Origin of the sequence: Streptomyces sp. NPDC006332 (assembly GCF_040612855.1) — a bacterium.
In the GTDB taxonomy this organism is placed as follows: Bacteria; Actinomycetota; Actinomycetes; order Streptomycetales; family Streptomycetaceae; genus Streptomyces.
The window spans coordinates 129,843-154,968 of the sequence record NZ_JBEXRA010000003.1; the positions used below are offsets into that span (position 1 = coordinate 129,843).

The 25,126-nt window shown below is 69.5% G+C and carries 23 protein-coding genes and 5 pseudogenes; 10 read left to right on the top strand and 18 right to left on the bottom strand.

Going from position 1 to position 25,126, the window contains the following annotated elements; translation table 11 throughout:
• The first annotated feature begins 54 nt into the window (after positions 1 to 54).
• Together ABZ027_RS04225 and ABZ027_RS04230 are read left to right on the top strand one after the other, a co-directional pair.
• Positions 55 to 1,074, top strand: a complete 1,020-nt coding sequence (locus ABZ027_RS04225; protein ID WP_356764175.1) for a Gfo/Idh/MocA family oxidoreductase — start codon at positions 55 to 57, stop codon at positions 1,072 to 1,074.
• A 74-nt stretch (positions 1,075 to 1,148) separates the two neighbouring features.
• On the top strand, positions 1,149 to 2,111 hold the full coding sequence (locus ABZ027_RS04230; protein ID WP_356764176.1) for a sugar phosphate isomerase/epimerase: 963 nt from the start codon (positions 1,149 to 1,151) through the stop codon (positions 2,109 to 2,111).
• Positions 2,112 to 2,423: 312 nt separating this feature from the next.
• Here the strand turns inward: ABZ027_RS04230 and ABZ027_RS04235 are convergent, their stop codons facing one another.
• The 7 genes from ABZ027_RS04235 to ABZ027_RS04265 all read right to left on the bottom strand — a co-directional run bounded on the left by ABZ027_RS04235 (position 2,424) and on the right by ABZ027_RS04265 (position 9,583).
• Positions 2,424 to 3,218: a GntR family transcriptional regulator gene (locus ABZ027_RS04235; protein ID WP_356764178.1), complete on the bottom strand. Its 795-nt coding sequence runs from the start codon at positions 3,216 to 3,218 to the stop codon at positions 2,424 to 2,426.
• Positions 3,219 to 3,342: 124 nt separating this feature from the next.
• Positions 3,343 to 4,323, bottom strand: coding sequence for an SIS domain-containing protein (locus ABZ027_RS04240; protein WP_356764180.1), 981 nt, complete (start codon positions 4,321 to 4,323; stop codon positions 3,343 to 3,345).
• Between the two features lie 4 nt (positions 4,324 to 4,327).
• A complete protein-coding gene (locus tag ABZ027_RS04245) occupies positions 4,328 to 5,221 on the bottom strand; it encodes a PfkB family carbohydrate kinase (protein ID WP_356764182.1) in 894 nt (297 codons plus the stop codon).
• On the bottom strand, positions 5,218 to 5,670 hold the full coding sequence (locus tag ABZ027_RS04250) for a secondary thiamine-phosphate synthase enzyme YjbQ (protein WP_356764184.1): 453 nt from the start codon (positions 5,668 to 5,670) through the stop codon (positions 5,218 to 5,220). The genes ABZ027_RS04245 and ABZ027_RS04250 overlap by 4 nt, the downstream gene beginning before the upstream one ends.
• A 22-nt stretch (positions 5,671 to 5,692) precedes the next feature.
• Complete coding sequence (locus ABZ027_RS04255; protein WP_356764186.1) at positions 5,693 to 7,828, bottom strand: ADP-ribosylglycohydrolase family protein; 2,136 nt, start codon at positions 7,826 to 7,828, stop codon at positions 5,693 to 5,695.
• A gap of 1 nt (position 7,829) precedes the next feature.
• The gene (locus ABZ027_RS04260; RefSeq protein WP_356764187.1) at positions 7,830 to 8,669 is read right to left on the bottom strand and encodes a carbohydrate ABC transporter permease; all 840 of its coding nucleotides are present in this window, start codon (positions 8,667 to 8,669) and stop codon (positions 7,830 to 7,832) included.
• Complete coding sequence (locus tag ABZ027_RS04265; protein ID WP_356764189.1) at positions 8,666 to 9,583, bottom strand: sugar ABC transporter permease; 918 nt, start codon at positions 9,581 to 9,583, stop codon at positions 8,666 to 8,668. The genes ABZ027_RS04260 and ABZ027_RS04265 overlap by 4 nt, the downstream gene beginning before the upstream one ends.
• Here ABZ027_RS04265 and ABZ027_RS04270 point away from each other — a divergent pair.
• Positions 9,581 to 9,967: pseudogene (locus ABZ027_RS04270) on the top strand (VWA domain-containing protein); the annotation flags it as partial. The gene ABZ027_RS04265 and the pseudogene ABZ027_RS04270 sit on opposite strands and share 3 nt — an antisense overlap.
• 12 nt (positions 9,968 to 9,979) lie before the next feature.
• Here ABZ027_RS04270 and ABZ027_RS04275 read toward each other — a convergent pair.
• Positions 9,980 to 10,405, bottom strand: a pseudogene (locus ABZ027_RS04275) (integrase core domain-containing protein); the annotation flags it as partial.
• Between the two features lie 53 nt (positions 10,406 to 10,458).
• Complete coding sequence (locus ABZ027_RS04280) at positions 10,459 to 11,709, bottom strand: MFS transporter (protein ID WP_356764191.1); 1,251 nt, start codon at positions 11,707 to 11,709, stop codon at positions 10,459 to 10,461.
• Positions 11,710 to 11,779: 70 nt separating this feature from the next.
• Here ABZ027_RS04280 and ABZ027_RS04285 point away from each other — a divergent pair, with 70 nt between their 5' ends.
• The 6 genes and pseudogenes from ABZ027_RS04285 (at position 11,780) to ABZ027_RS04310 (ending at position 17,229) form a co-directional block, all read left to right on the top strand.
• Entirely contained in the window at positions 11,780 to 12,202 is a 423-nt protein-coding gene (locus tag ABZ027_RS04285; RefSeq protein WP_356764193.1) for a MerR family transcriptional regulator, read from the top strand.
• A 57-nt stretch (positions 12,203 to 12,259) separates the two neighbouring features.
• Positions 12,260 to 12,481 (top strand): annotated as a pseudogene (locus tag ABZ027_RS04290) (Ku protein); the annotation flags it as partial.
• A gap of 116 nt (positions 12,482 to 12,597) precedes the next feature.
• Positions 12,598 to 13,308 carry a hypothetical protein gene (locus ABZ027_RS04295; protein WP_356764194.1) on the top strand — a complete coding sequence of 237 codons (711 nt, stop codon included), beginning with the start codon at positions 12,598 to 12,600 and terminating at the stop codon, positions 13,306 to 13,308.
• A 140-nt stretch (positions 13,309 to 13,448) separates the two neighbouring features.
• Positions 13,449 to 14,417: an ADP-ribosylglycohydrolase family protein gene (locus ABZ027_RS04300; protein ID WP_356764196.1), complete on the top strand. Its 969-nt coding sequence runs from the start codon at positions 13,449 to 13,451 to the stop codon at positions 14,415 to 14,417.
• A gap of 477 nt (positions 14,418 to 14,894) precedes the next feature.
• Positions 14,895 to 16,598, top strand: coding sequence for a hypothetical protein (locus tag ABZ027_RS04305; RefSeq protein WP_356764198.1), 1,704 nt, complete (start codon positions 14,895 to 14,897; stop codon positions 16,596 to 16,598).
• A 151-nt stretch (positions 16,599 to 16,749) separates the two neighbouring features.
• Complete coding sequence (locus ABZ027_RS04310; RefSeq protein ID WP_356764199.1) at positions 16,750 to 17,229, top strand: diadenosine tetraphosphate hydrolase; 480 nt, start codon at positions 16,750 to 16,752, stop codon at positions 17,227 to 17,229.
• A 116-nt stretch (positions 17,230 to 17,345) separates the two neighbouring features.
• Here ABZ027_RS04310 and ABZ027_RS04315 read toward each other — a convergent pair.
• Positions 17,346 to 17,970: pseudogene (locus tag ABZ027_RS04315) on the bottom strand (LuxR family transcriptional regulator); the annotation flags it as partial.
• A 449-nt stretch (positions 17,971 to 18,419) separates the two neighbouring features.
• On the opposite strand from ABZ027_RS04315, the gene ABZ027_RS04320 reads away from it, so the two are divergent.
• Positions 18,420 to 18,686 (top strand): hypothetical protein, encoded by a 267-nt coding sequence (locus ABZ027_RS04320; RefSeq protein WP_356764201.1) that lies wholly within the window; start codon positions 18,420 to 18,422, stop codon positions 18,684 to 18,686.
• 48 nt (positions 18,687 to 18,734) lie between these two features.
• Here ABZ027_RS04320 and ABZ027_RS04325 read toward each other — a convergent pair.
• The 8 genes and pseudogenes from ABZ027_RS04325 to ABZ027_RS04360 form a co-directional block, all read right to left on the bottom strand.
• Positions 18,735 to 18,863 (bottom strand): annotated as a pseudogene (locus ABZ027_RS04325) (DUF5133 domain-containing protein); the annotation flags it as partial.
• Positions 18,864 to 18,909: 46 nt separating this feature from the next.
• Complete coding sequence (locus ABZ027_RS04330) at positions 18,910 to 19,311, bottom strand: ANTAR domain-containing protein (RefSeq protein WP_356764202.1); 402 nt, start codon at positions 19,309 to 19,311, stop codon at positions 18,910 to 18,912.
• Between the two features lie 286 nt (positions 19,312 to 19,597).
• Positions 19,598 to 20,431 (bottom strand): hypothetical protein, encoded by an 834-nt coding sequence (locus ABZ027_RS04335; RefSeq protein ID WP_356764204.1) that lies wholly within the window; start codon positions 20,429 to 20,431, stop codon positions 19,598 to 19,600.
• Positions 20,432 to 20,705: 274 nt separating this feature from the next.
• The gene (locus tag ABZ027_RS04340) at positions 20,706 to 21,572 is read right to left on the bottom strand and encodes a MurR/RpiR family transcriptional regulator (RefSeq protein WP_356764206.1); all 867 of its coding nucleotides are present in this window, start codon (positions 21,570 to 21,572) and stop codon (positions 20,706 to 20,708) included.
• 50 nt (positions 21,573 to 21,622) lie between these two features.
• Positions 21,623 to 22,567 carry an ABC transporter substrate-binding protein gene (locus ABZ027_RS04345; RefSeq protein WP_356764208.1) on the bottom strand — a complete coding sequence of 315 codons (945 nt, stop codon included), beginning with the start codon at positions 22,565 to 22,567 and terminating at the stop codon, positions 21,623 to 21,625.
• 39 nt (positions 22,568 to 22,606) lie between these two features.
• Positions 22,607 to 23,296 carry an ABC transporter permease gene (locus tag ABZ027_RS04350; RefSeq protein WP_356764209.1) on the bottom strand — a complete coding sequence of 230 codons (690 nt, stop codon included), beginning with the start codon at positions 23,294 to 23,296 and terminating at the stop codon, positions 22,607 to 22,609.
• Positions 23,293 to 23,958 (bottom strand): ABC transporter permease, encoded by a 666-nt coding sequence (locus ABZ027_RS04355; RefSeq protein WP_356764211.1) that lies wholly within the window; start codon positions 23,956 to 23,958, stop codon positions 23,293 to 23,295. Before ABZ027_RS04355 ends, ABZ027_RS04350 begins: the two co-directional genes overlap by 4 nt.
• Positions 23,955 to 25,091 (bottom strand): ATP-binding cassette domain-containing protein, encoded by a 1,137-nt coding sequence (locus ABZ027_RS04360; protein ID WP_356764213.1) that lies wholly within the window; start codon positions 25,089 to 25,091, stop codon positions 23,955 to 23,957. The genes ABZ027_RS04355 and ABZ027_RS04360 overlap by 4 nt, the downstream gene beginning before the upstream one ends.
• Between the last annotated feature and the right edge of the window lie 35 nt (positions 25,092 to 25,126).

Below are 25,126 nucleotides of genomic sequence, written 5' to 3' on the forward strand. Positions count from 1 at the left end.
CCGGCCTGCGGCTGGCCGTCACCGCCGCCCCCACCCCCCAAGGCAAGGAACCACATGACCCACCACACCTCCCTTGGAGTCGCCGTGATCGGCGCCGGTCGCATGGGAGCCGACCACGTGCGCCGGATCAGCGAGGTGACCAGCGGCGCCCATGTGGCCGCGGTCGTCGACGTCGACATCGATCGCGCCAAGACGGTCGCCGCCGACATCGACGGATGCGCGGCCTACGGCGACGTCGCCGAAGCGATGACCTCACCCGACGTCGACGCCGTAGTGCTCGCATCCCCGGGCGTCGCCCACGAGGCGGCCCTGCTCACCGCGTTCGAGTACGATCTGCCCGTCCTGTGCGAGAAGCCCCTCACCCCCGACGCCGCCTCCGCCCTACGTGTGCTGGAGGCCGAGCAACGCCTCGGGCATCGCCGCGTGCAGGTGGGCTTCATGCGCCGCTACGACCACGAGTACCTCAAACTCAAAGCTCTGCTGGACAGCGGGGAACTCGGACGGCCGCTGATGCTGCACAACACGCACCGCAACCCGTCCTGCCCGCCGGACTTCACCAGCGCCATGCTCATCAACGACTCCGTCACCCACGAGATGGACATCACCCGCTGGCTGCTCGGCCAGGAGATCATCTCCGTCACCGTCATGCGGCCGCGGCCCTCGGGCAACGCGCCCGAAGGACTCGCCGATCCCCAGTTCGTCGTCTTCGAGACCGACGGCGGCGCCCTGGTCGACGTCGAGATCTACGTCAACGCCCGCTACGGCTACCAGGTCCAGGCCGAGGCGGTGTGCGAGCACGGCACCGCCCGCATCGGCGACCGGCACGACATGCTCGTCACCACCGGCGGACGCTGGGGCGGCACGGTCGCCCCCGGCTTCGTCGAGCGGTTCGAGGAAGCGTACGACCGCGAGGTCCAGGCATGGGTCGACGCCACCCGGCGCGGCGAGGTCACCGGCCCCAGCGCCTGGGACGGCTACGCCGTGGCCGCGGTCTGCGAGGCGGGCATCCGCGCCCAGACCGAGGGCCGCCGCGTCGAGGTGGAACTGGCCGACCGCCCCGCCCTCTACATCTGACCCCCACCGCCGGCACACCGAACCAGCGGGGATCGACCGCTCCCCGCCCGATCACACCGCAGACGGGACGCATCATGAAGATCGGTCTGAACACCGACAGCGTCGGGCAGCTCACGCTCGACGAGACCCTTGACCTGGCCGCCGAACTCGGCCTGGATCACGTGGAGTTCGCCACCGGCGCCTGGTCCACGGCCCCGCACATCGACATCGGCCGGCTTCTCGACAGCGACGGCGCGCGCCGCGAACTGCTGGCCAAGGTCGCCGACCGAGGGCTCACGATCAGCGCCCTCACCTGCTCGGGCAACCCCCTCCACCCCGGGCCCAGCGGCCGCGAGCACGACCAGGTCGCGCGCAGGACGATCGCCCTCGCCCCGCTCCTCGGCGTCGACCGCGTGGTGATGATGTCCGGGCTGCCGGGCGGGCCGGGCGACGCCAACCCCAACTGGATCACGGTCTCCTGGCCGCCGGAGACCACACAGATCCTCGACTGGCAATGGACCGAGGTCGTACTCCCGTACTGGCGAGACCTCGTCGCCCACTCCCGCGACCGTGGCGTACCCAAGCTCGCTCTGGAGATGCACGCCCACCAGGCGGTCTACAACGTCCCCACCCTCCTGCGCCTGCGCGAGGAGGTAGGGCCCGTGGTCGGGGCCAACTTCGACCCCAGTCACCTGATGTGGATGGGAGCCGACCCGCTGGCCGCCATCGAGGCCCTGGGCGAGGCGATCTACCACGTGCACGCCAAGGACACCCGGCTGGAACCCTCCCGGCAGGCGCTGACCAGCAGGCTGGAGACGCTGCCGGTCATGGCCGCCAAGGAACGCTCCTGGAACTACGTCACCCTCGGCTACGGCCACGACGACGCGTTCTGGCGCGCTTTCTGCCTCGCCCTGCGCCGAGCCGGATACGACGACGTCCTGAGCATCGAGCACGAGGACGTTCTTGTGGCCCCCGTCGAGGGCGTCACGAAGACCGTCGACCTCCTGCGCCGCGTCATCCTGCGCGACCCCAGCTCCTACAAGCCCCAGGAGATCTGAGCCGTCCGAAGCCGCACGCACGGACACGAGTTCCGCGCGGCTGGGTCCGCCTGGCCGAGGTCGACCGCGGCGAGCGGGACGACGCGTTGACCACCGCCGGGCATGAGGAACTGAGAGCGCGGGATGTGAGCGGATGTCCGTTTCGGGTTGGGCCTGGGTCAGGAGCCCTGGTCGGCGGGGCGACTGGACGGTCAAGGGCAGGGCCGAGCGAACAGGCCGGGCTCGGGTTCGGTGAGGGTGCCCGTGTGACCAGGCCGCAGTGGCGGCCCCGGTGGCCGGACCCGGCCACCGGGTCGATCGGGGCTCCCGGCGTCACGAGCCGGGGAAAGCCGACGTGTAGTGGAAGCGCACCCTGCTGCCGAGCCACACGGTCCGTGTCGTCTCCAGCAGGCTGCCGTCCTTGAGGCGGGCCACCGACCACACCACGAACAGCGGCGCTTCGAGGGTCGTGTTGAGCAGGTGGGCCTCGCGCGAGTTGGCCGCGCCGACTTCGAGGTAGTGGTTGGTGTCGGAGGGGGTGCGCTCGAAGACCTCGCGAAGGGTCCTGGAGAGGGAGCCGTCGATGAGGACCTGATCGGACAGCCCGGGCGCCATGGGCTCGGGGACCCAGGAGTCCGTGAGTCCGATCGCGCGGTCGTTGACCACGTGGAGCCGTTTGAGGTGGAGCCGCTCGGCGGAGGCTTCCTCCGGGGTGATGAGCTTGGTCAGCTCATGGGGCTCGGGCTCGGTGGGGGCGTCGCGCAGGTGGATGGACTTCGCGGTCTGGCCGGCGGCGTGAAAGCGGTCGCGCCATGGGGTGGTGAGCGCGAAGTCGTGCTGGACCGGTTCCGGGATGTCCGCGACGAAGGTGCCGGCGCCCTGCCGGCGCTCGACGTAACCATCGGCGGCCAGGGCGCTGAGTGCCTGGCGGATGGTGATGCGGCTGACGCCGTAGAGCTCGGAGAGCTCACGCTCGGTCGGCAGCCGGTAGCCCGTCTGGAGTTCCTGGCCGATCTGCCGACGCAGATCGCGCTGTACCTGGGCCCAGGCCGGCAAAGGTGACTTTCGATCCACCGGGTGCACGGACATGCGCCCCCGGCCGGTCGTCGCGCCATCGACGACGGACACGGTCAGACTCCCCTCACGCTTCGCGCGCCGCCCACCACGCCGCGCCACACAATTGGTCTCAAAGTTATCACCTATCGCTGGCGTCGGGGCAACGTCAGTTCGCGCGAAGGGGGCGTCGCTCGCGTCAGGAATCGAGTTTGATGTGCCGGGCGTCCATGTTCACCGCTCCCCCGCGGAAGGGCGGACGGCCCCACCGCAGCGCCGCACCGTGGGCGAACCAGGTCCCTGCCACCGCTGTCGCGAGGTCACGCAGGACGGCGGCGTCCGGTGCGCCGGGGTCCGTCAGGTCGCGGGTGTCGACCTGACGGACGGTCTGGCCGGTGGTACGCAGGGCATCGGCCAGACGGTCGAATCGTGACCGGCCGTGCTGGCCCATGAGTTGGAGGGTCAGGTGCACCTGGGGCCCGATGAAGTAGTCGACGTGCCCGCTCTCCTCCAGGGGCACGTTGCGCACCGCCAGGCCGCAGGCCTCGATCAGCTTCAGGACCCAGAAGTCGGCGCCGCTACGCAGTTCCGGGAGAGACAGGACGGACACGGCGGCCGGCGCGGCCTCGGGCAGACCTCGCACGTGGGCGTCCACCGTCGCGCGTACGCCGTCCAGGCTCTGCGCGAGGGCCTGGTTGAACGGTGCGGTGTCAACTCCGCACACGGCGGCCACCCCTTGGGCGAGCATGACGTGTCCGGCGCAGGGGACCTCCTCCGCCACCCGCAGCGTGGGCACCAGCTGGACCTCGTCGGCGGTGTCCGCCAGCGGTGAGGACGCCTGTGAGGTGATGGCGACGGTCTTCAGTCCGGCGTCCCGAGCCATGCGCAGGGCCCTGACGGTGGCGCCGGAGGTTCCGGAGTGCGAGATGCCCACGAGGGTGTCGCAGGCGGCGGGCAGGGCCCCGCTCCAGGTGACATCGCCCGCGGACAGGGCACGGTGGCCGAATCCGGTGGCGATCAGTCCCGAGGCCAGGGAGTCCCCCGAGCCGACGAAGACCGCGCGCCCCAGGTCGGGGACGCTGTCGACGGTCACCGGGGGAACGTCGAGCAGTGCGGCACGCAGCGCGGCACTCGCCGAAGCTGAGGCGGACGTGGGAGCGGGTTCGGGTGCGGCGGGCATGGTCCTAGTTCTCCTTGCGGGTGGTGATGTCCGGGAGGGGGCGCGCGAGGGGGGTCGCCGCGGCGAGTGCCTCGTGGCCCCAGCCGGCGAGGGCGAAACGCGCGACGCTGGTGCCGAACATGGCGGCCTCGACCGGGTCGGCGCCGGCGCTGAGGGCGGCCACCACGGCGGCCGCGCAGGCGTCCCCGGCGCCGGTGGTCTCGACGACGGTGACCGCCCGGTCGCGTACGGACCAGATGCCGTCGTCGGCGACGACGTAGCTGCCCTCGGCGTCGAGGCGGGCGACCACCGGCAGACCCAGGCCGGCCGCCAGTGACCTGGCGGCTCGGCGCGGGTCCACGTCCAATAGGGCCAGCTGGACCCGGCTGGGGAGCAGTACGGTCGTTGCCGAGACCACGCGGCGCAGATACTCAAGGCCCTGGTCGGCGACCAGGACCTGGTGCGGGTCGAGGCCGACCCGGGTGTCCGGATTTGCCGCGGGCCGCTCGGTGGGGGACGAGGCCACCAGCCCGTCGAGGCCGTCCTCGAAACCGGCCGTCGGCGCGGGAGGACGGTCCTGCGGCTCGGGCCGCTGATCCGGGGTTTCGAGTTCGGTACCCGCTGTGGTGTCCTGGGTGACGATGCGCCGTCCGCGGGCGGAGTTCAGGATCCAGAGCCTCGGGACGGTGGGCACCTGGTGGCAGTGGATCCGGTCGATGCCGAAGCCGTCGAAGATCCGCGCGAATCGGTGGTCGTCCTCGGGAAGTGGGCAGCTCACGCGGACGTGGGTGCCGGCGACGAGCCGTGCGCCGAGTGCCGCGAACAGCGCCGGCCCGCCGGGGCACGAGAACCGTGCCCCGACGGGCTCGGTGACCAGATGATCGACCGACAGGCCCGCGTGGACGCCGACCAGGGTCACTGGGAGAACCGGGAGAAGGCGTACTGGACGGTGCGGTCGCGCGGCCCGTCCAGCTCCAGGAGGTAGACGCCCTGGCTGTGGCCGATCCCCAGTTCCCCTTCGATGACCGGCAGGGTCAGTGACTGGGCGCCGAACACGCACCGCACGTGCGCGGCCGCGTCCTGCGGTCCGTCGTGCAGGTGGACGAAGGGGCGGTTCACGGGTATCTGTCCCTCGATGAACAGCCGGATGTCGTGGAGCGTGGTGCCGTCGACGCCTGAGTTGAGGATCAGCGTGCACGTGGTGTGCGGGATGTAGACCGTGAGCGTCCCGTCGCCCAGCTGCGGCGGGACGGCGTCCCTGAGCCGCGGAGTGAGATCGGTGAAGCCCACAGGGGCGGCGAAGCCGTCGGCGGGCTTGGTGTTCAGGCTGAGGCTCAGCCACTTGCCGATCGTGGGGGGAGTGCTCATCGATGGTGCCTTCCTTGTTTGTTCATATGCGTCTTTCGCGGGTGGTCGCCCGCGCCGTCCCGCCTGCACGGGGCGCGGCGAGCCGTGAGACCCGTACGCCGTCGGCCGCGACGGCGCCGCGCTCGACGACGAAGCCGGCGGAGCCGCCGAGGTCGTCGGCGGCGGTGGCGGTGAGCCGGGTCCTGCCATCGACGGACAGCGCGAGATCCCTGCCACGGCAGCGCAGTTCGACCGCGTACGGGCGGTCCAGCTCGTAGGGGAACGCGGTCTCGGCCAGGACGTGGCGTCTGCCGTCGTGCTGGTGCAGCAGGCGCAGGCGGTCTTTGCCGGTGAAGACCCCCGCGTAGAAGCGGCGGTGGCCCCTGCTGCGGGCCACCAGGCCCGCGGTCTCGTGCAGGGAGAGGGTGAGTCGGCTGGCCACGGCGTAGTCGGTCCACTCCCGGGTGCCGGTGGTGACCACGCCGAGGGCGTCCGGGTGGGAGACGGAGTAGGTGACGGCGAAGTCGGCCTCGAAGTTCTTCGCCGAGCTCACCCAGGGTGCGAGCGCCGGGGGCCTGGTGTCCCAGATCGAGGAGAGCAGGACACCGCTCTGCTCGAAGTGCTCCGGAGCGCCGCGCCAGTCCAGTTCGTGCAGGAACGCTTCCGTACCGGAGCCCTCCGCGGTGAAGGCGAACCCGACCCGGAAAGGGACCAGGCCGCCGGAGGGAGGAACCTGCCAGGTGACCGTACGAGGGGCGGGGGCGAGCAGGTGTGCTTCGCCGAGGACGGTCCTGATCCCTCCCGCGTCGGCGTACAGGACGTAGGGGCGGACGCGCGGGCCGGCACGAGCGGCGGACAGGCGGGCGGTCAGCGTCTGACCGGGGTAGAGCGTGGGGCTGGCGAGAGTGGAGAAGTTGCCGCTGGTCTCGGCGGGGTCGAGGAAGGTGGGTGTGGACACGTGCCCCGTGACCGTGTCCGGAGAGCCGCCGAGCAGGACGCGCAGACCGTTCGCGGTCCCCTGGACGTCGGCGCCCGTGTGGTACGGGCAGGCGGTGAAGCCCTGGACCGAGCCGCGGTAGGCGAAGGTGAAGCGGGGCCGGGGCGGCGGGAGTTCGCCTCCGGCGAGGACGGCGGTGGAGGCGAGGATCCGGTCGGCCTCGCGCGTGGCGTCGCTGACGCACTCCCCTCCGTCGGCGGTGACCACGAGCAGGCGGTCGGCCACCGGGGTTCTCAGGCCGGGGTCCTCGCCGACCGCGTCGAGACCGAGGCGCACGCCGTTGAGGCAGCCCACAGTCCCGGCGTTGCTGTCGGTGTCGAAGCCGACAGACGAGGCGATCATGACCGAGGCGGAGAAGCTGTCCCCGGCGCCGAGGAGCGCGCCGAGCGACATCGCCAGGTTGGACAGCGCGTGGCAGGGGCCGGGGTAGCGGGCGTACCCGTAGTGCCGGTCCACCCAGTCGCGGATGTCGCGCCAGTCGCGGTCGGCGGAGCAGTTGGCGCGGACCTCGTCCAGCAGGGTGCGCACGGCCGGGGAGCGTACGAAGCCGCTGCCGGCGTCGAGCAGGCGGTCCAGGTCGGGCTCGTCGAAGGCCGACGCGCGCAGGGCGGCGAGCAGTCCGGCCGACTCCAGCGCGTCGCCGTCGTGGCTGACCGACGCGGCGGACCTGGTCAGGGCGACGGCGCGGTCGGGGTCGCCGGGGCACATCAGGCCGAAGGCGTCGCTGAAGATCTGGGCGCCGATCTGCTCGGCGAGGGTGCGGCCGTTGAGGGCGACGGATCCGCTGCGTGGGGCCGGTATGCCGCGGCGCAGGTTGAGGAACGCGGTGTGCTCGGTGGACCGTCCCATGCCGCCCCACCACAGGATGGTGCGGTCCTCGATGACGTAGTTGAGCCAGGTGTCGCCGACGTCGGCCGCTGTGATCGTCCGGCCCGGGTTGTCGAGGACGACGCGGGCGAAGGCGAGGGTGCCGGAGATGTCGTCGTCGGCGACGATCAGCGGGAGGCCGAGGTCGTCGTTGACGTACCGGCCGACCTCCCCGAACCGGTCGGTGATGTCCTGATAGGGCCAGCCCTCCACGGGACGCCCGAGGTAGACACCGATGATCTTGCCGAGGACTCCGGCGTACACCTGCTCGGCGTACCGGTCCGCCGGATGCGTCACTACGGGATGTCTCGTCATGTCATCCCTTGACCGCGCCGCCGGACACGCCGTCCACGACGTACCGCTGCAGGGCGACGAAGATGCCGAGGACCGGGAGGATGAGGATGAGGGCGCCCGCCATCATCGCGCCCAGCTGGGTGGAGAAGGTGCCGTTCATCGACAGGAAGCCCAGGGTGACCGTCTGATCGGACGGGTCGTGCAGGAACGTCGAGGAGATGAGGAAGTCGTTCCAGGCGCTGAGACCGACGATGACCCCCACGGTGATCAGACCGGGCCGTACGACGGGGAACAGGACCCGGTGGATCAGCTGGAAGACGTTGGCGCCGTCGACGATGGCCGCCTCCTCGAGTTCCTTGGGGACGCTGAGGAAGAAGGTGCGCATCAGGAAGGTCGCGAACGGCATGTTGATCGCGGCGAGGATCACGCCGACCACGAAGACGTTGTCGAGGAGTCCCAGCGCGGCCACCCCGGCGTACAGGGGAAAGATGAACAGTTGGATCGGCACCGTCATGGCCATGGTCAGGTAGACCATGACGGCGGGCCACATACGGATCTTCTGTCCGGCCAGGACGTATCCGGCCAGGGACGAGCAGAGCAGCACGACGACGACCGTGGTGCCGGTGAGCAGGACGCTGTTGACGAATCCGGTGCCGAACGCGCCGTACTGCCAGGCGGTCGTGAAGTTCGACAGGCTGAGTGACTTCGGCAGCGAGAAGGGGCTGCCGGTGACGCCCGAGTTGGACTTGAAGCTGTTGAGGAGGACCAGAAGGAGGGGGAAGAGCGCGGTGGCGGCGAACACCAGGAGGACGGTGTGGGCCAGGACGCCCTGGTATCGGCTTCTCGCGCTGTGGTTGCTCATGACGACAGCTGCCTCCGGCTCATCCAGGTGTAGACGCACGAGGCGATCAGTCCGAAGAAGCTCATGATCAGCCCGACGGCGGACGCCTTGCCGAACTCGAACGCCGAGAACGCGAAGGCGTAGGCGTAGGTGCCCATCACCTCGCTGCCGTGCGCGGGGCCGCCCTGCGTGAGCAGGTAGACGTAGTCGAAGGCGAGGAACGAGAAGATCACCGTCATCACGCCCATGAGCTGCAGCGTGGGGCGGATGCTCGGGAGGTAGACGTGCCGGAAGACCTGCCACGAGCCGGCGCCGTCGACGATGGCCGCCTCCACCTGTTCCACCGGTGTCTGTCGCATGGCGCCGAAGTAGACGACGGTGAGGAAGCCCCAGTAGTGCCACATGTCGACCGCGGCCGCGGCGTAGATCGCCCCGTGCAGGCTGGACAGCGGTGAGTCTATGTGCAGGACTCCGGTGACCCCGCCGGTGGGGTTGTAGATGATGCTCAGCCACACCATGGCGTTGACGGCCGGCGCCAGGACGTACGGCATGAGGTAGACGACCTGGTAGAAGGTGCGCGTGCGGCGTCTGCGGAGCAGCAGCGAGGCGGTGAGCAGGCCGATCACGGCGGGGAGGGTCAGGAAGAGGGCGAGCCATTTGACGTTGTTGCCCAGAGCGGTGGTGAAGACGGGGTCGGCGAGGATGTCGGTGAAGTTGCGCAGGCCCACGTAGTGGGCGTGGAACCCGACGCCGGTCCAGTCGGTGAAGGCGGCCAGCGCGGTCAGCACACCGGGTACGACGACGACCACGACGGACAGGAGCAGGGCCGGCGCGACCAGCAGGTGGTTGACCAGGGACCGGCGCCGCTGGTAGGAGCGGCGGGCCTGGCGCCCTCGCGTGGGGGCCCGGCCGGCCAGGCGGGGCGCCGGAGTCACATGGGGCGTACGAACTACCACTGGGCGATGGACGAGGTCATCGACCACTACATGGACTGCGGGAGCGACTCCCCCGCCCTGGTGATCTTCCAGACCGACGGAGGCCCCACCAGCAGACCCGCCGGCGAACGCTACCTGTGCAAGGCCGCCCGTCTGCCTCTTTTCTGGCAGTTCATCGGCTTCGGTGACCCTGCCGACAACGAATTCGCGTTCCTTCACAAGCTTGACACTCTCGCCGTCCCCGCCCGCCGCGTCGTCGACAACGCCGGCTTCTTCCACGCCGGACGCACTCCCCAGAATCTCAGCGACGCCTTCCTCTTCGACCAGCTCCTCCATGAATTCCCGGTATGGCTGAGCGCCGCCCGCACCGCCCGCGTCGTATAGCAGCGGCCCCCGTTAGGTGTAGGAGGCCATGACGTTGCTGACGCTTTCGCGTAGCCGTGAAGCTGGCGGCTGCCCGTTCGCTGCGCTGTGGGACGGTGGTCGTTGTAGTGGATGTTCCAGACCGCGATGGCTTCCCGGCGTTGGTTTTCGGATGTCCAGGTGCGGGCGTAGAGGAACTCCTCGGAGATGATCAGGTCGTAGCGCTCCACGTTCCCGTTATGCCGGGGTGTGTATGGAGTGATCCGTTGATGCCGCGTCCCCAAGAGAGCCCAGGCAAACGCGTCGGCTCGGTAACAGGCGGGGCTTCCTCTTCGAGCCCTCGGCGTCTTTCGCCTTGGCGCTTCTGCGTCCGTGGACGCGCCGGCCACCGCCGTCGGGAACCCTGCCGACCTTCTTCACATCAACGTGCACCATGTGGCCAGGTCGCCGGGCGACAAGCAACGTGGCCAGACATCGGCGTCCTTGAACACTCAGGGGTGCGTCGGCGTGTGTCATGGCGTGGCCTGAGTGTTGCGGAATGCGTGGTGTCGGGCCCCGGCCACGATGAGCAGGCTGACTGCCCCGAGGACGGCGGCTGACATGGCGACCACGGTGACGCCCGAGCTTTGCAGCAGGAGACCGCCGATGATGCCGCCAAGGGCCATCGCGGCGTTCCAGAGGGTGACGAGGACGGCTTGCGCGGTGTCAGCGGCAGCGCTGCTGCGCCGCATCCCGGCTTGTCCGGCTGCGGTTTGCAGCAAGGTCGGGGCACCGCCCCACCCCAGGCCCCAAAGAACAACGGCGACCCAAAGGATCGCGTGTGTTGTGGTGACCGCAAGAGCTGCGGTGGCGAGAGTGAACAGCACCGCGCCGGTGACCATCAGAGCCCGTAGCCGGCGGTCGACATGGCGTCCGACGTACCAAATGCTCATCAGGCATGCGACACCGAAAGCAAGGAGAACCGCGTCGGTCGCTGACCCCAGCCCGGCGTGCTGTAGGTAGGGAGCGATGTACGCATAGATGATCGTGTGCCCGAGAACGAACGTCGTGACGGTGACCATGATCGCCGCGACACCGGGCACTGCCAGGGTCTGCCGCAGGGGCGACGTCGCTGATTCTGGTGCGGGGTCCGAACGGTTGGTGTCAGCCTGTTCAATGGCGGGTTGCCCCACGCCGGGGACGGACACGCTGATCCAGCCGATGACGGCAAGAGTGACCAGGGAGACAGCGCCGAACGCCGCCCGCCATCCCACCTGTTCACCGATCAGGGTGCCGGCCGGAACCCCCAAGGACAACGCCACGGGGATCCCGGTCATCGCCACTGCGATGGCGCGGCCTTCCAAGCCGGCAGGTGCGATACGGCGGGCGTAGCCGGCGAGGATCGCCCACGCCAGGCCCGCGGCCACACCGGCGAGGAACCGGCCCGCAAGGAGGACGATGTATCCCGGTGCAGCCGCAGTCAGCGTGTTGGCCACCAGGAAGACGGCCATGGCGCCGAGCAGCAGTGGTTTCCGCGGAACAGATGCTGTCGCCGTGGCGAGCGGGATCGCGGTCAACGCCGTACCGGCCGCATAGACGGTGACGGCCTGGCCGGTAGCACCTGAACTGGTGCCCAGTGAGACCGACATCTCGGGCAGCACGCCGGCAGGCAGAGTCTCCGTCAAGCTCGTGATGAAGACGGCAGTCCCCAGCGCCAACAGTGCCGACCATGGCAGGCCGACCTGTCGCGTACGAGACTGTGTGTCAGAAGACGTGGTGGTCATGGACTGAATCTTGAAACCTTCACATAGATGTGATGGTCAAGTCGAGGTGCGCCGAGTAGCTTCGGCGGGTGTGAGGATCGGTGAATTGTCGCGACTGACGGGCGCCTCCCGTCGGCTACTTCGCTACTACGAGGAGCAGGGGCTGATTGTCCCGGACCGGGGCGCGAACGGGTATCGGGAGTATGACGACCGCTACGTGGACCGGGTCAACCAAATCCGTGGCCTGCTTGATGCCGGGCTCCCCACTCGCATCATCAAGCAGATCCTTCCGTGCCTGGACAAACCTCGATCGATCCACTTTCCCGATGCAACACCGGAGATGCTGGCCTTGCTGGCCGCCGAGCGGGACCGGCTCAGCGAGCGGATCGACGTACTCATCCGCAACCGTGATGCGATGAGCGAGTACCTGACTGAAGTCGGACGATGCCGAGCGCCGGCGCCGGGCAGCTCTCACGGAACACCGAAATCCCCGTCGGTGGTGTCAGCAAGGTAGGGCTACGGGCTGGCCGACGGCGAGTACGTCGTCGTCGAGCCCGACGAGCTGGACCAGATCACGCCGGGCCGGTCCCAGACCATCACCATCACCATCACCGACTTCGTCGACCTGGACGAGGAGGTGACCGTCTACTTCGACCGCACGTACCACGTCGCTCCGCGCGGCAAGGAGCACACCAACGTGTACGACCTGTTGCGGGCGGCACTGGCACAGGCAAGCAAGGTCGGGATCGCCACCTTCATGATGCGCGGCAAGCAGTACCTGACCGCGCTGCGCGCGGAGGACAAGGTCCTGGTGCTGCAACCCCTCCGCTGGGCCGATGAGGTCCGCGCCCGGCCCACGAACTGCCCGAACTGCCCTCCAGCCGCGCCCGGAAGGGCAAGGAGCTGGACATGGCGATGCAGCTGGTCGACATGCTCGCCTCGCCGTGGAAGCCGTCCCGGTATCGCGACACCTATCAGGAAAAGCTGCGGGAGCTGGTTAAAGCGAAGGCCGAGGGACAGGAGATCGAGCCGACGCAGGAAGCGCCACCGGCCACCAACGTCGTCGCCCTCATGTCGGTTCTGCAGGGCAGCATCGACCAGACCCGCGGCACGAGCCGCGACAGGGCAGCCGAGCCGCGGCAGAAGAAGCCGGCCCCGGCCCGCAAGACGGCCCGCACGCCTGCCGGGAAGACCGCAGGCAAGAGCGAGCTGCGGCAGCTGAGCAAGGCGGAGCTGTACCAGCGGGCCACCGAGCAGGACATCACAGGCCGCTCCAAGATGGGCCCCGACGAGCTCATCGCCGCACTCGCCCGCGCCGGACGCCGGGCGCAAGACGAACACCGCCTGAACCCGGCATCCGCGCCGCACCTCATGCCGTGGACCCTGCCGGAGCCGATGCTCACGATCTCCGACAACAGCCCAGGCCCTCCCAGCCCAGGCCCTCCCCCGCTGTACGTCGCCGATCCCAAATGGGACGGATTTCGGGCCCTGGTCGCTGTCGACGCGGGACGCGTGGTACTGCGCTCCAGGCGCGGCACCGAGATACTTCCGGCCTTTCCGGAGATTGAGGCCGGGCCCTCGCAGTTACCGGACGCGTCCGCGTTGGACGGCGATATGTGACCTGTACGGGTGTCTCAGCCCCAAGGTGCCCAAGGCGGTGAACCTCCGTAGACGAGATGCGTTCGCCGCCGATGGTTCGGGGAGCCGAAGAAGGAAACAGGGCCGCGCGGCCGTCGGCACGGCGCGGATAGCCTTCGCGAATGAAGCGGATTCAGCGAGCGGCCGGCGCGGTCGTCGGCTCAGCGGTGGGCGACGCCCTGGGCGCCCCCTTCGAGTTCGGTCCTCAGGGAGCGTTCTCCGCGCGGTTTCCCGTGCCTGGTGCCGGTGGCGAGATGTGCGGAGGCGGTGGCTGGGACCCTGGCGAGGCCACTGACGACACGCAGATGGCCGTTCTGGTCGCGGAGTCACTGCTGGAGCGGGGCGGACTGGATCTGCCGGACATCTTCGCCCGCTTCCAGCGGTGGGCGACATCAGGACCGAAGGACATCGGCTTGCAGACCGAGGACGTCCTGACCAACGGCATGCCCTGGGACCTCGCCGCCGCGATCCATTTCCAGGTCAACCAACGAGCAGCGGGAAACGGCTCCTTGATGCGGGCGTCGACCTCCGCCGTCCACTTCGCGGCCGTCGGCCAGGAAGCCACCATGGACGGGGCCCGCCGCATCGCTGCCCTCACTCATGGTGACCGTGCTGCCTGGGAAGGCACTGCGATCTTCCACGAACTCATCCGGGTCACGTTCGAGGACGCCGACCCCCTCACCGCGCTTCCGGACGTCCTGGCTCTCGTCCACCCCGACCACCGCGACCGCTACGCCACCGTCCTCGCGTCCGGCTGGCACCCCGATCAGGCGACCGAGTTCAACGGTGCCGTCTGGCCCTGCCTGGGCTCCGCCGTCTGGGCCCTGCGCACCACCACCAGCTTCGAAGACGCGATACGCGCGGCGATCGACCTCGGCGGTGATACGGACACCGTCGCCGCGGTGACCGGAGGCCTGGCGGGGGCGTACTACGGGCTGGATGCAATCCCCGCCCACTGGACCCAGCCGCTCCATGTCCCCCTCCCGGGATTCGATGGACGGGTGCTGCATTTGGCAGATCTGCTCCACCTTGCACACCGCCTCGAAACCACTCACACCGGTGACCTCCAGACGGACAGGGGCTGTTGCTGAGACAGGCGCGGCAGTCCGCATAAACGGGGAACGGGTGGTGTGGGGGCGGGACCGGCTAGCGGTCGAACGGCTGCAGCAGCTGCTCGCCCGGCACGGGCAGCGGTCCCCTCAGGCGGGCCGCCTGCAGTACGTCGGCCGCAGCGCCACTCTGTCCCGGACCGTCGGCCACTCTGTCCCGGACCGTCGGCCGCGCTGTGGCCGACCGTCTGGCCCCGCCGCGCGACGCGTACCCGCGGACGGGCTGGACGGTGGCGGCACGCGGCCCGCCCCCACCGCATCCGCACGGACGCCGACGTCCAGATCGGCCCGCCTCGGCGCGCGCTCTCGCGTCTGCCCAGTGGGTTCGATCTCGGCGGCGTACACCGTACGCCCGATCGATAGGGTGTGTGCTCGTCGATGATCGACTGTGTGCGGCCGCGAGCCGTTGGGGAGGGGCTGGTTGTGGGCAGGATGCCCGAGGTTTTCACGCTGCCCAGAATGCTGCGGCACTTCGCGGCCACCGGCGACGGACTGCCGCCTGACGGGGCGGTGGAAGTGGACGCACCGGATGCCGGTCTGCGGGGCGCGCTGTCCGTGGCGCGGTCGGGAGCTTGGGAGCCGGCGGCGGAGTTGCTGGCGCTGACGCGCGTCGACCGGGACTGGGAGCGACGAGGCCAGTACAGCGCGGGTCTCGCCGAACTCGCTCTGCACCACACCGGATGGTTCGACGAGTGGCGGCGCGTGCGACCCGGCGACCCCGATGTCGCCCTGGTCGCCGCCGAGTTGGAGATCGACCGCGCCTGGGAGATCCGTACTGCCGCGCGTGCCCGGCATGTGTCGCGGGAGCAGTTCCAGGCGTTCCGCACGGTCCTGCTCGACGCGATACCGGTCCTGCGTACGGCCGCCGACCTCAATCCCGGAGATCCCGTTCCCTGGCGGGTACTCATCGCTCACGCTATGGGACTCGGCGCTCCGCGCGACGTGTTCGACGAGTACCTGGCTCGGGGCCGCGCGGCGGATCCGCATCACATGGGACTGCACGCCCGCGCGGTGCAGTACCTGGCGCAGAAGTGGTACGGCTCGCACGCGGAGATGTTCGCGTTCGCCGAGTCAGCCGCCGCCGCGGCCCCCGAGGGGTCACCGCTGCGCGGTCTGCCGCTGCACGCGGTCACCGAGTACGCGCTGGAGCACGAGGCAGGGATCGGGAAGGGGCCGGTGGCCTGGTCCCGGATCGAGGGGCTCGTCGAGGCGGGGCTGGAACTGTCGGCGAGGTTCGAGGCGGGTGACCGGCGGGCGGCGGGCGTCCGCAATCACCTGGCGCTCGCCCTGATCCGCTCCGGCCGTGAGGCCGAGGCACTGGAGGTCTTCCGGCTCATCGGTACCGACGCGCGTACGTTCCCGTGGGCCTACATGGGCGATTCTCGGGACACGTTCCTGCTGATGCGGCAGGGAGTACGCGCTCATGTCGCCCGCCGGACACCGTACTTCGGCGGCTCCGTGCCCGCGCCGGCCACTGACGGCCCGGCGGGACCCACGGACCCGTCGACCGCCACAACTCCTCCTGCCGCTGCTCCGGCCGTCGCGCACGCCGGTGCGCCGCTGCGTGAGGTCCGCGAGGCTGTGCTGATCGCCGGCACCACCATGCGTCTCGCGCCGGCGCCCGGCGGCGGCACGTTCGTCGAGACGGCACCCTCGGCCGACCCGCCGGGCCGGCGCAAGGGCATGCGTACGACGCTGCTCGGGGAAGGTGGACTGCCCCGCCTGGCTGCCACGTTCAGCCGGGGTTCGAAATGGCCGGTCCTGGTCGCGGCCAAGGAGGGAGCCGACTACACGCTCCACCTCTACCGCGACGGCCGTCTGGTGGCTGCCCACGTCTGGTGGGAGGACCCCGCGGAGATGCCGACGCAACAGGAAGCGGCAGAGCGGGCAACCGCGCTGACGGCGGCATACAGGAAGACCGACCACCGGCCCCTGGCCGCCGCGTTGCGCGGCACCGGTGATCCACAGCACCACCTCGACGAGGCCTTCGCCGCTCTGGGCCTGCCACCCCTCCCCGCCGGCTTCGGGCACCGACCGGAGCCGTTGGCCGAGGCTCGGGGGGCACAGCTGGTGGAGCGACGGTCCTTCCTGCGCGCCATCAAGGAGTCGCTGTCATCGGAGAGCAATGGCACCTCCACCGGAGAACTGCCGCCCCTGTCCTGAGCCGGTCGACATCGTCGAAGGTGTGATGGCGATCCTTGGAAGCGGCCGGGGTCACTCCTCGCCTCGCCTGGTCGGTCTTTGAAGTGAGTGGGCAGGCGGGGAGGTGGGGAGCGAAGAGCAGGTCTTGATCGCCTGTGGGTAGGGTCGGGCCATGACTGGTGAGTGGCGGATGGACCGGATCGGGGCTGCTCTGCGGGGCGAGAATCCGACCGTGATGCGGCGGCTTGAGTCTGGCTTCGCGGTGATCGGAGACGTTCAGTTCCTGCCCGGGTACTCAGTTCTCCTCGCGGGCGAGCCGGGTGTTCAACGGCTGTCTGACCTACCAAGGGCCAAGCGGCTGTCGTTTCTGTCCGACATGGATCAACTCGGAGAAGCGGTTGAGCGGGTCTGTCTGCGGCTGGACCCCGATTTCCGCCGGGTCAATCTGGAGATCCTCGGCAACACGGACCCGTTCCTGCATGCCCATGTGTGGCCGCGCTTCGAGTGGGAGCCGGCCGAGCTGGTGGGCAAGCCGGTGTGGCTGTATCCGCATGACCGATGGAGTGACGAGCGGTTCAAGCTCGGGCCACAGCACGATGTGCTGCGGGATGCCATCGGCAGCGAACTGGACCGGTTGCGTTCGATGGCCTGACAGTGTGGGCCCGACGGCCGTCAGGCCGCCGGACCCGGTGAGCAGTGACCGTCAGGGGACCTAACGAAGTCCTTCGCAGCGGACTGTGGCCCTGGAGGTTCCCACCGGCGGTTGAACTTCTCGCCGATCTCCCGGTTGGTCAGTCCGCGAGCGGCGAGCCTGATGATCTGCTGCTGTGCGGGGAGAGTTCGGTGAGCGCGTCGGGGGCGGCCTCGGCGACATCGAGGCCGGTGCCCGCGACTCGGCCCGGGCCCGCTCGATCCACGGGCGCGCGCCCAGGCGCCGGAAGGTCTCCAGAGCCTCGGTCAGCGGCACCCGCGCCTCCGCGATGCGCCGACGCCGTCGTAGCCACTCGGCGAGGTCCAACAGGGTCTGGGCGCGTACGAAGGGCCAGTGCTCCAGCACGGGGTCGGCCAGGGCCGCCCGGAAGTGCGGCTCGGCGACCTCGGGGTCGGCCAGCAGGGCACGGGCGCGGTCGATCAGTGCGCGCAGGCGGGGTGAGGCGCCCGCGGCAAGGGTGCGTGCGGCACGTTCGACGATCGCGTGGTCCTCCGCGTGCCGGTCGGCGCGCACCGCTGCGGCGGCCAGATCTGCGAGGGCCGGATAAGCGGCGTGATAGTGCACGGGGGCGCCATCTGCCGTGAAGACCGCGCGGAGTTGGTCGTACGCCGTCTCGTAGGCGCCCTCCGCGAGGGCCGCGGCGCCGAGCGCGCGACGGGCGAAAACGGACACCGAGCGGCTCCTGCCTTGTTCCACATAGCTCCAGACGGCCGCGCCGCCCGGGCCCGAAGCACCTCGTGAGGCCAAACTGCGAGAAGCCGCCGAGGCTGTCATCTCGGCCGCGACCGGGAAGCCGATGCCGGCGCTGCTGCAGGAACATGGGCGACGGCCGTGCAGGCATGGCAAGCCGGTCTGACATGAGCGCGGATCCTGCGGGTAGCCGAACGGTGCGTGCCGGGGAAGGGCTGCGAAACCTGGGGAGGTCGAAGCGGCCCTTCCCCTGCCCTCTTCCCGGGTGGGGACGCCAGTGTGAGGTGTTGAGGCGGCACCGCCGGGCAGAGGCCATTTCCCGTCCGGCGGGACGGATGCGTGAGGCCTGCCCGAAGTGAAGGCTTGATCTGGGGATTGTGGGGCAGGCGTGGCTCGTGTCGTCTGCGCGGTCCGACCTGCTTGTGCAGGTTCGGCATGCCTTGATCGAGGCGGGTTTCCACCTCGTCGGTGAGGAGGCAGAGGACGGCAGGCCCGGGCTTGCGGTGATGACGGTGCCGGCCGGGGTGCTGGTGAGGTGGACGGCCTCGGATGGGTTCACCTCGCTGGCGAAGGAGCAGCCCGGTGCCTCGGGCGACAGCATGCAGGCGATCGTGCAGGCTGCGGTTTCGGGCCTGCTGGTCCCGCTGGGCCACACCGTCACGAAGCCGTCAGACGGTGGTGACCTGCTGGTTCTGGCTGGCAAGTAGGAAAATCCACTGACAGGCCGTGCCGGGCGGTAGGAGGTGGTGCTCACATCAGGCGGTAAGGAGGGAGTCGTCCGTCGGGCGGGCCCCGGGCAGCTGGTGGCGGGCGGCGATGAGCGCGGCGTCGATGTCACGCGTGTCGGTTTGTACGCACAGGGTGTAGGCGATCAGGTTCGCCCGTACCGCGGGGTGTTCATGAGCATCGCAACTCTCCCGATCACCGTAATCAACGTGGCCTGCACACCGATCCGTGCACCGGGCCCCGGCGCCATTCCCCCGCATCTCGGGGATGCGGCCGACGGCCTGCCTGCCTGACGGGCCCGCCTTGGGTTCGCCCGTCACCTCTTCGGGCCCGCCGCGCCGCCACCGCAGCGGCCAGCGGCTTCTGCAAATTCTCCGGCATCGGCTGCTGCCGCGTCGTCGCGATCACGGCCTGGGCGATGTCGTGCACCTTGGTGTCGGTGTTCTGCGAGACCGTCACCAAGATCTCCCAGGCTTCCTCCAACGTGCACGACCAGACCACCATCAGCACCCCGCGGGCTATACCGATGACCGGCCGCCGCTCCAGCGTCTCCTTGAGCTGCTCGGTCTCCTCACGCAACAACTCTGCCCACTTGGCCAGCGTCATCTCGTCCTCACCGGACAAGGGGGGGAAGGGGCCAGACTGTCCTGCGGCGCGTCACCTGAAGACTCTGTTCCAGTGCGGCCACGCCGGGGCCCGGGCGTTGGGAAGGTGCATATGCCTCTGGGCACAGGGATCTCCGTTCGGGCGGCGGTCTTTCGGCCACGCGTACGGCTTCAGTGTGCGTCGGCGAGGTCCGTCAGACGGGTCCCAACCTCGGCCAGGGCGGCCGTCAGATGCGCGACTATCCCTCGACTCTCGCGGGACTCACACAGTCATGCGTCGCATCCCGCTAACCGAGTTTTCGCAGCACCTCGGCGATGGTGGATCGGTACGCCCGCAGCGCCTGCAGTCCCGCGGCGTATCGGTCGCGGTGCCGTGTGATGTCCACGGCCTGCTTCCGCGCCCGTGCAGCGTGCCAGAGCTCGGCCGTATGGTGGCGGCGCTTGCAGGTGACGTCCGCGACGGCGGTGTCCCGCTCCCGCTGCGTATGCCGGGTGTTGCCGTCACTGCCCCGCTGCCAGGCGGTGTCCGTGTACGCCGCGACGGGGTCGGGATAGCGCGTGAATCCTTGTTCTGCCACACAGCGGGACCACACATCCCATGCCGCACGCAGGCGCGGGTCGCGCTTGACCGCCTTGTCGATTTCGATCGCCCGTGTACTTGGGTAGAGCCAGTCCCGCTTGAGGTCGATGCCGCGCATCAGCCGCCGGTTCGCCGCGGCGTTGCAGGCGGGGAGGTCCGCATACTCGGCGTTGGTCATCCGGCGGCCCTTCGGCTGGAGAGCCCGGGATTTCGCCGGGTCCCAGCCGTAGCCCCAGCGGCGGGCGGCGGCGAGATCCAGGACGCCGTAGTCGGTGCTGACCCCGGTGGCGACTATGGGGTCACGGGGGTAGCGGGGGTCGAGCGGGAAGTCGGGGTGACCACGCTCCGCCATGCACTGCCGGACCAGCAACGCCGACGCCCGCTGCGATCGCTGGTAGTCCAGCGGCGTGAAGTCGTAGCGGTCGGCCGGGAGGGGGCCGAGGTCCGACGCCGTACGGATGCCCTCCGGGCGTCCTGGACCGGAGACACAGATCGCCGCCAGCACCGCCACGACACTCAGTCGCCACCCCCGCCTCGTCATGCGCAGGAATGCTAGCGAACAGCGTGCCGTGGCCGACCATGGCCCCCGGTAACTCATCCACTCACGCCAACACTGGGGTACCGACGAGATGCAGCGGTACCCAGTGACGAAATGCCGTCCAGACACAGTGAGCAATGACCTCGCCCGGATACCGAAAGCCCTTGTACGACGACGGCACGGCACCACGAAAAGGCCTCCCTCAAGACGATCGACCGAAGACCATCTCACGGAGCCCGACCACCAAGTTGACGGTGCCGTTCCGGGTCCTTCCGGCTCAGTCGACGAACAGCCCCCGCGCCGCGGCCCGCGCGTCGAACTCCTCCAGCTGGGCCTGGGCATTCGGCAGGGCGTCGCACATCGCTTCCAGGAGGACCTGCCCCAGCAGCATGGGGGCGCTCACGGTGTCGAACACCAGATCCGTCCCCACGGCCGCCGGCAGGAGCAGATCACTCTGTGCGGCCACCGGGGCGAACGTGCCGTCGGCGATCGTGATCACTGTCAGTCCCGTGTCACGGGCGTGGCTGAGCGCAGCGAGGATCTCCCGCGGGTGGCGGGGCAGCGCGAAGCACAGGAGCGCGCTCGCGCCGGCGTGCCGGGCCGCGTCAATACGGTCGGCGAGGAGGGAACCGCTCTCGTCGAGAAGGCGCACGTCGGGGTGGACCTTCGCGGCGAAGTAGGAAAAGCCCCGCGCCGGAGCGGCAGAGGCACGCAGTCCGAGCACCGGCAGTGGCCGGGAGGCGGCGAGCAGCCGGCCGGCGCGCTCCACGGGCCCGGGATCCGCTAGCAGGGACGCCAGGTGCCGGAGGTTGTCGATCTCGGCCTGCACCGCTTGCTGGTACGGGTGGTTCGGCGCCTGGTCCAACCCGGTTCCAGTGGGCTCGAGTCGGCGCACATGACTGCGCAGCCCCGGATATCCGTCGAAGCCGAGAGCAATCGCGAAACGGGTCACCGACGGCTGGCTCACGCCGGCCAGTCGGGCCAGTTCCACGCTCGACAGAAAGGGCACATCCGCTGCTCGCCGTACCAGGCAGTGCGCGATGCGGCGCTGCGTCGGGGTGAGCCGACGACCTTCGAAGAGCTGGTGCAACCGTGCGGAGGCGCCGACACCGGCAGGCATGTCAGTCCCGGCACCTTCACTCATCCACTCCCCCAGCCTGTGTGTTGCCGAACCGGTCACCATGGCCGAACCGGTCAGCTCACGATGCCGGCCTTCGTCAGCCACTCCTTGGCGACCGTGCTGGCGTCCTCCTTGTCGTTGACGAGCTTCTTCATCATGTCCTGCAGGTCGGAGGTGGTGAGCTTGGCGGAGACGCCGTTGAGCGCCGCCTTGGCCGTGCCGTTGACCGCGGACTTGTAGACGAGGGGCGTGACGTTCTGCGAGGAGAAGAGGTCCTTGGGGTCCTCCAGCACCACCAGCTTGTCCTCGACGATGGCAGGGTCGGTCGTGTAGATGTTGGCGGCCTGCACCTTGCCGGAATCCAGCAGCTTCAGCAGAGTGCTCTGGGCGCCCGCGTCGAGCGGTTGGAACTTCCCGAACTCGACGCCGTAGATCTTCTGCAGACCGATCCAGCCCTGCTGGCGGGTCTTGAACTCCGAGCCGGCGCCGAGAGTCAGCTTGCTCGCGACGGGCTTGAGGTCGGCGAGGGTCTTGAGGTGGTACTTGGCGGCGGTCTCCGCGGTGACCGTGACCGAGTCCTTGTCCTGGGCCTGGGCGGAGTCGAGGATCTCCACCGACTTCGGGAGCTTCTGCTTCAGTTCGGCGTTGATCTCCTCGGTACCGGTCGCGGTGCTCTTCTTGTCGACCGCCACTGCCAGCAGGGCGCCGTTGTACTCGGGGAAGACGCTTATGCCGCCCTTGACGATCTGGTCGTAGTAGACCTCACGGGCTCCGATGTCGAACTTGCGCGTCACCTTCAGGCCCTTGGCTTCGAGTGCCTCGGCGTAGATCTCTGCGAGCAGCTGGTTCTCGGGGAAGTTCGCCGAGCCGACGACGAGGGACTTGCCGTCGCCGTCACCGCCACTGCTGCTGCCCGTCAGTGGATTGCTGTCACTGTCGCCACCACCGCAGGCGGTCAGCGAGAAGGCGGCGATCAGGCCGAACGCGGCGGCGCGGTACACAGCTGTCTTGGGGCTCATGGGTGTTTCCTTTCTCAGGGCCCGGAAGCATGGAAGAACTCAGGGGCGGGACGCCGGGGCCCGCAGGCCCGGCGAGACGATGACGCGCCGCAGCACGGTGAAGACGATCTGGACGACGAGCGCCAGGACGACGACGATGGCGGAGCCGCCGATGACGAGCTGATAGTCGTTGCGGGAGAGTCCGTCGACGATGAAGCGGCCCAGGCCACCGAGGCCGGGGTAGGCCGCGACGGTCGCGGTGGCCACGACCTGGATCGCGGCGATCCTGAGGCCGAGGAGGATCAGCGGCAGCGCCATGGGCACCTCCACCCGCACCAGGACCTCCCACTCGGTCATGCCGACCCCGCGCGCCGCGTCCCTGCTGGCGGGGTCGACACCTCGTACACCCTCAAAGGTGTTGATCAGGATCGGCGGGACCGCCAACGCGACCAGAGCCACCAGCACCGGCGTGGTGCTCAGCCCGGCGAGCGTGACGACGAGGACCACCAGACCGAAGGTGGGGATGGCCCGCGCGAGGTTGGCGACGCTGGCCACGGCGAACGCGCCGCGCCCGGTGTGTCCCACGAGCAGCCCGAACGTCAGCCCGATCAGCGCGGCGAACAGCAGGGCCACACCGCTGTAGGTGAGGTGTTCCAGGAGCCGTTGGGGGATGCCTTCGTCGCCGTGCCACTGTTGTGTGGACGTCAGCCATTCCCACACGAGCCGGACCTGGTTCAGGAAATCGTTCATGACGACGTCACCTTGCTCCGGGACCACGGGGTGAGCAGCCGCTGCGCCAGGACCAGCAGCGCGTCGGTGGTGAGCGCGAGCAGCATGATCAGTACGATCGCGGTCACGATCGGGGTCGGGAAGTCGAGTTGAAGGCCCCGGGTGATGTAGTAGCCGAGACCGCCCTGTCCGATCAGCTGGCCCACGGCGACGAGACTGATGGACGAGACGGCGGCGACGCGTACCCCGGCTATGACGACGGGGACGGCTATCGGCAGCTCGACCTGGACGACCCGGCGTATCGTGCCGAATCCCAGCGCGGTGGCCGCCTGCCGGACCGGCTCGGGGACCGAGGCGAGGCCGTCCACGACGTTGGGCACCAGAACCGACAGCGTGTAGAGCGTCAGCGGGATCATCACCGTGCGTTCGGTCAGCCCCGTGTAACGGACGAAGATCATGAAGAGGGCCAGTGACGGGATCGAGTACAGGATGTTGGAAACGGTCAGCACCGGCGGGTACAGCCAGCGCCAGCGATGACACGCGATCCCGAGCGGCACCGAGATGATCAGCCCGAACAGCACTGGCAGCAGGCCCAGTCTCAGATGGAGGCCGGTGTAGTCGGCCAGCTCGCCGGCGTGATCGCCGATCCACTGCCACCGGACAAGCGGTTCACCGTCGCTCATCGGTCATCACCGTCGGCCTTGTCACCGTTCACCGCCGTCTCGGCGCCTTCGGCGGCCATCACGACGGACAGCTCATGGGCGTCCGCGACGCCGACGACCGCGCCGTCCGCGTCGACACCCACCGCGAGCCGGGCGGGCGACAGCAGCGCGGAGTCGAGGGCCGCCCGTGCCGAGTCGCCGGCGAGGCTGAAGGTGTGTCCGAGGGGGGCCAGGGGCGTATCGGCCAGCGTGCCGCTCTCGGGCAGCTCGGCGGCCGCGGCCCAGCCGAGCGGTCGCCGGCCGTCGTCGACGACGAGCAGCCAGGACTCGCCGACAGCCCGGCCCTGCCCGACGGGCGTGGCGGCCGTCAGCACCGGGCCCTGACGCAGTGGCACCTTCGCGGCCTTGACGAAGGACAGTCGGCGGATGCCCCGGTCCTGGCCCACGAATCCGGCGACGAAATCGTCGGCCGGGTGGGCGAGCAGCCGCTCGGGGGTGTCGAACTGGGCCAGCCTTCCGCCGGTCCGGAACACCGCTATGTTGTCGCCGAGTTTGATCGCCTCCTCGATGTCATGAGTGACGAACACGATCGTCTTGTGCAGCTCCTTCTGCAGCCGGATGAACTCCGCCTGCAGCTCCGCCCGGACGATCGGGTCGACCGCGCTGAACGGCTCGTCCATCAGCAGGACCGGCGGGTCGGCGCCCAGAGCCCTGGCCACCCCGACGCGCTGCTGCTGCCCGCCGGAGAGCTGGTTCGGGTAGCGCTTGGCCATCTCCGTCGGCAACCCCACCAGTTCCAGCAGCTCCGACGCCCGCGCCCGCGCCTTCTTCCGGCTCCAGCCGAGCAGCAGCGGAACGGTCGCGATGTTGTCGAGGATGGTGCGGTGCGGGAACAGCCCCGCGTGCTGGATCACGTACCCGATGCCCCGACGCAGCTCAGGGGCGTGGACCTCGCGTATGTCCCGGCCGCGTAGGCTCACCGTCCCGGACGTCGGGTCCACCATGCGGTTGATCATGCGCAAGGTCGTGGTCTTGCCGCAGCCGGAGGGACCGACCAGAACCGTGATGCCGCCCTCGCCGAGCTCCAGGGACAGGTCGTCCACGGCCGTGGTGCCGTTCGGATAGTTTTTGCTCACCGCGTCGAATCTGATCAAGACTGCCCCTTACCCGGACTGCATATGGTCATGCA

What these genes read in the sequence shown, in the direction of transcription:
- ABZ027_RS04250 (WP_356764184.1), bottom strand. Translation starts at nt 5,670, where the DNA reads ATGAGCACTCCCCCCACGATCGGCAAGTGGCTGAGCCTCAGCCTGAAC.
- ABZ027_RS04335 (WP_356764204.1), bottom strand. Translation starts at nt 20,431, where the DNA reads ATGACGAGGCGGGGGTGGCGACTGAGTGTCGTGGCGGTGCTGGCGGCG.
- ABZ027_RS04305 (WP_356764198.1), top strand. Translation starts at nt 14,895, where the DNA reads ATGCTGCGGCACTTCGCGGCCACCGGCGACGGACTGCCGCCTGACGGG.
- ABZ027_RS04295 (WP_356764194.1), top strand. Translation starts at nt 12,598, where the DNA reads ATGGCGATGCAGCTGGTCGACATGCTCGCCTCGCCGTGGAAGCCGTCC.
- ABZ027_RS04345 (WP_356764208.1), bottom strand. Translation starts at nt 22,567, where the DNA reads ATGAGCCCCAAGACAGCTGTGTACCGCGCCGCCGCGTTCGGCCTGATC.
- ABZ027_RS04355 (WP_356764211.1), bottom strand. Translation starts at nt 23,958, where the DNA reads ATGAGCGACGGTGAACCGCTTGTCCGGTGGCAGTGGATCGGCGATCAC.
- ABZ027_RS04350 (WP_356764209.1), bottom strand. Translation starts at nt 23,296, where the DNA reads ATGAACGATTTCCTGAACCAGGTCCGGCTCGTGTGGGAATGGCTGACG.
- ABZ027_RS04230 (WP_356764176.1), top strand. Translation starts at nt 1,149, where the DNA reads ATGAAGATCGGTCTGAACACCGACAGCGTCGGGCAGCTCACGCTCGAC.
- ABZ027_RS04340 (WP_356764206.1), bottom strand. Translation starts at nt 21,572, where the DNA reads ATGAGTGAAGGTGCCGGGACTGACATGCCTGCCGGTGTCGGCGCCTCC.
- ABZ027_RS04240 (WP_356764180.1), bottom strand. Translation starts at nt 4,323, where the DNA reads ATGCCCGCCGCACCCGAACCCGCTCCCACGTCCGCCTCAGCTTCGGCG.
- ABZ027_RS04260 (WP_356764187.1), bottom strand. Translation starts at nt 8,669, where the DNA reads ATGAGCAACCACAGCGCGAGAAGCCGATACCAGGGCGTCCTGGCCCAC.
- ABZ027_RS04310 (WP_356764199.1), top strand. Translation starts at nt 16,750, where the DNA reads ATGACTGGTGAGTGGCGGATGGACCGGATCGGGGCTGCTCTGCGGGGC.
- ABZ027_RS04255 (WP_356764186.1), bottom strand. Translation starts at nt 7,828, where the DNA reads ATGACGAGACATCCCGTAGTGACGCATCCGGCGGACCGGTACGCCGAG.
- ABZ027_RS04300 (WP_356764196.1), top strand. Translation starts at nt 13,449, where the DNA reads ATGAAGCGGATTCAGCGAGCGGCCGGCGCGGTCGTCGGCTCAGCGGTG.
- ABZ027_RS04330 (WP_356764202.1), bottom strand. Translation starts at nt 19,311, where the DNA reads ATGACGCTGGCCAAGTGGGCAGAGTTGTTGCGTGAGGAGACCGAGCAG.
- ABZ027_RS04225 (WP_356764175.1), top strand. Translation starts at nt 55, where the DNA reads ATGACCCACCACACCTCCCTTGGAGTCGCCGTGATCGGCGCCGGTCGC.
- ABZ027_RS04280 (WP_356764191.1), bottom strand. Translation starts at nt 11,709, where the DNA reads ATGACCACCACGTCTTCTGACACACAGTCTCGTACGCGACAGGTCGGC.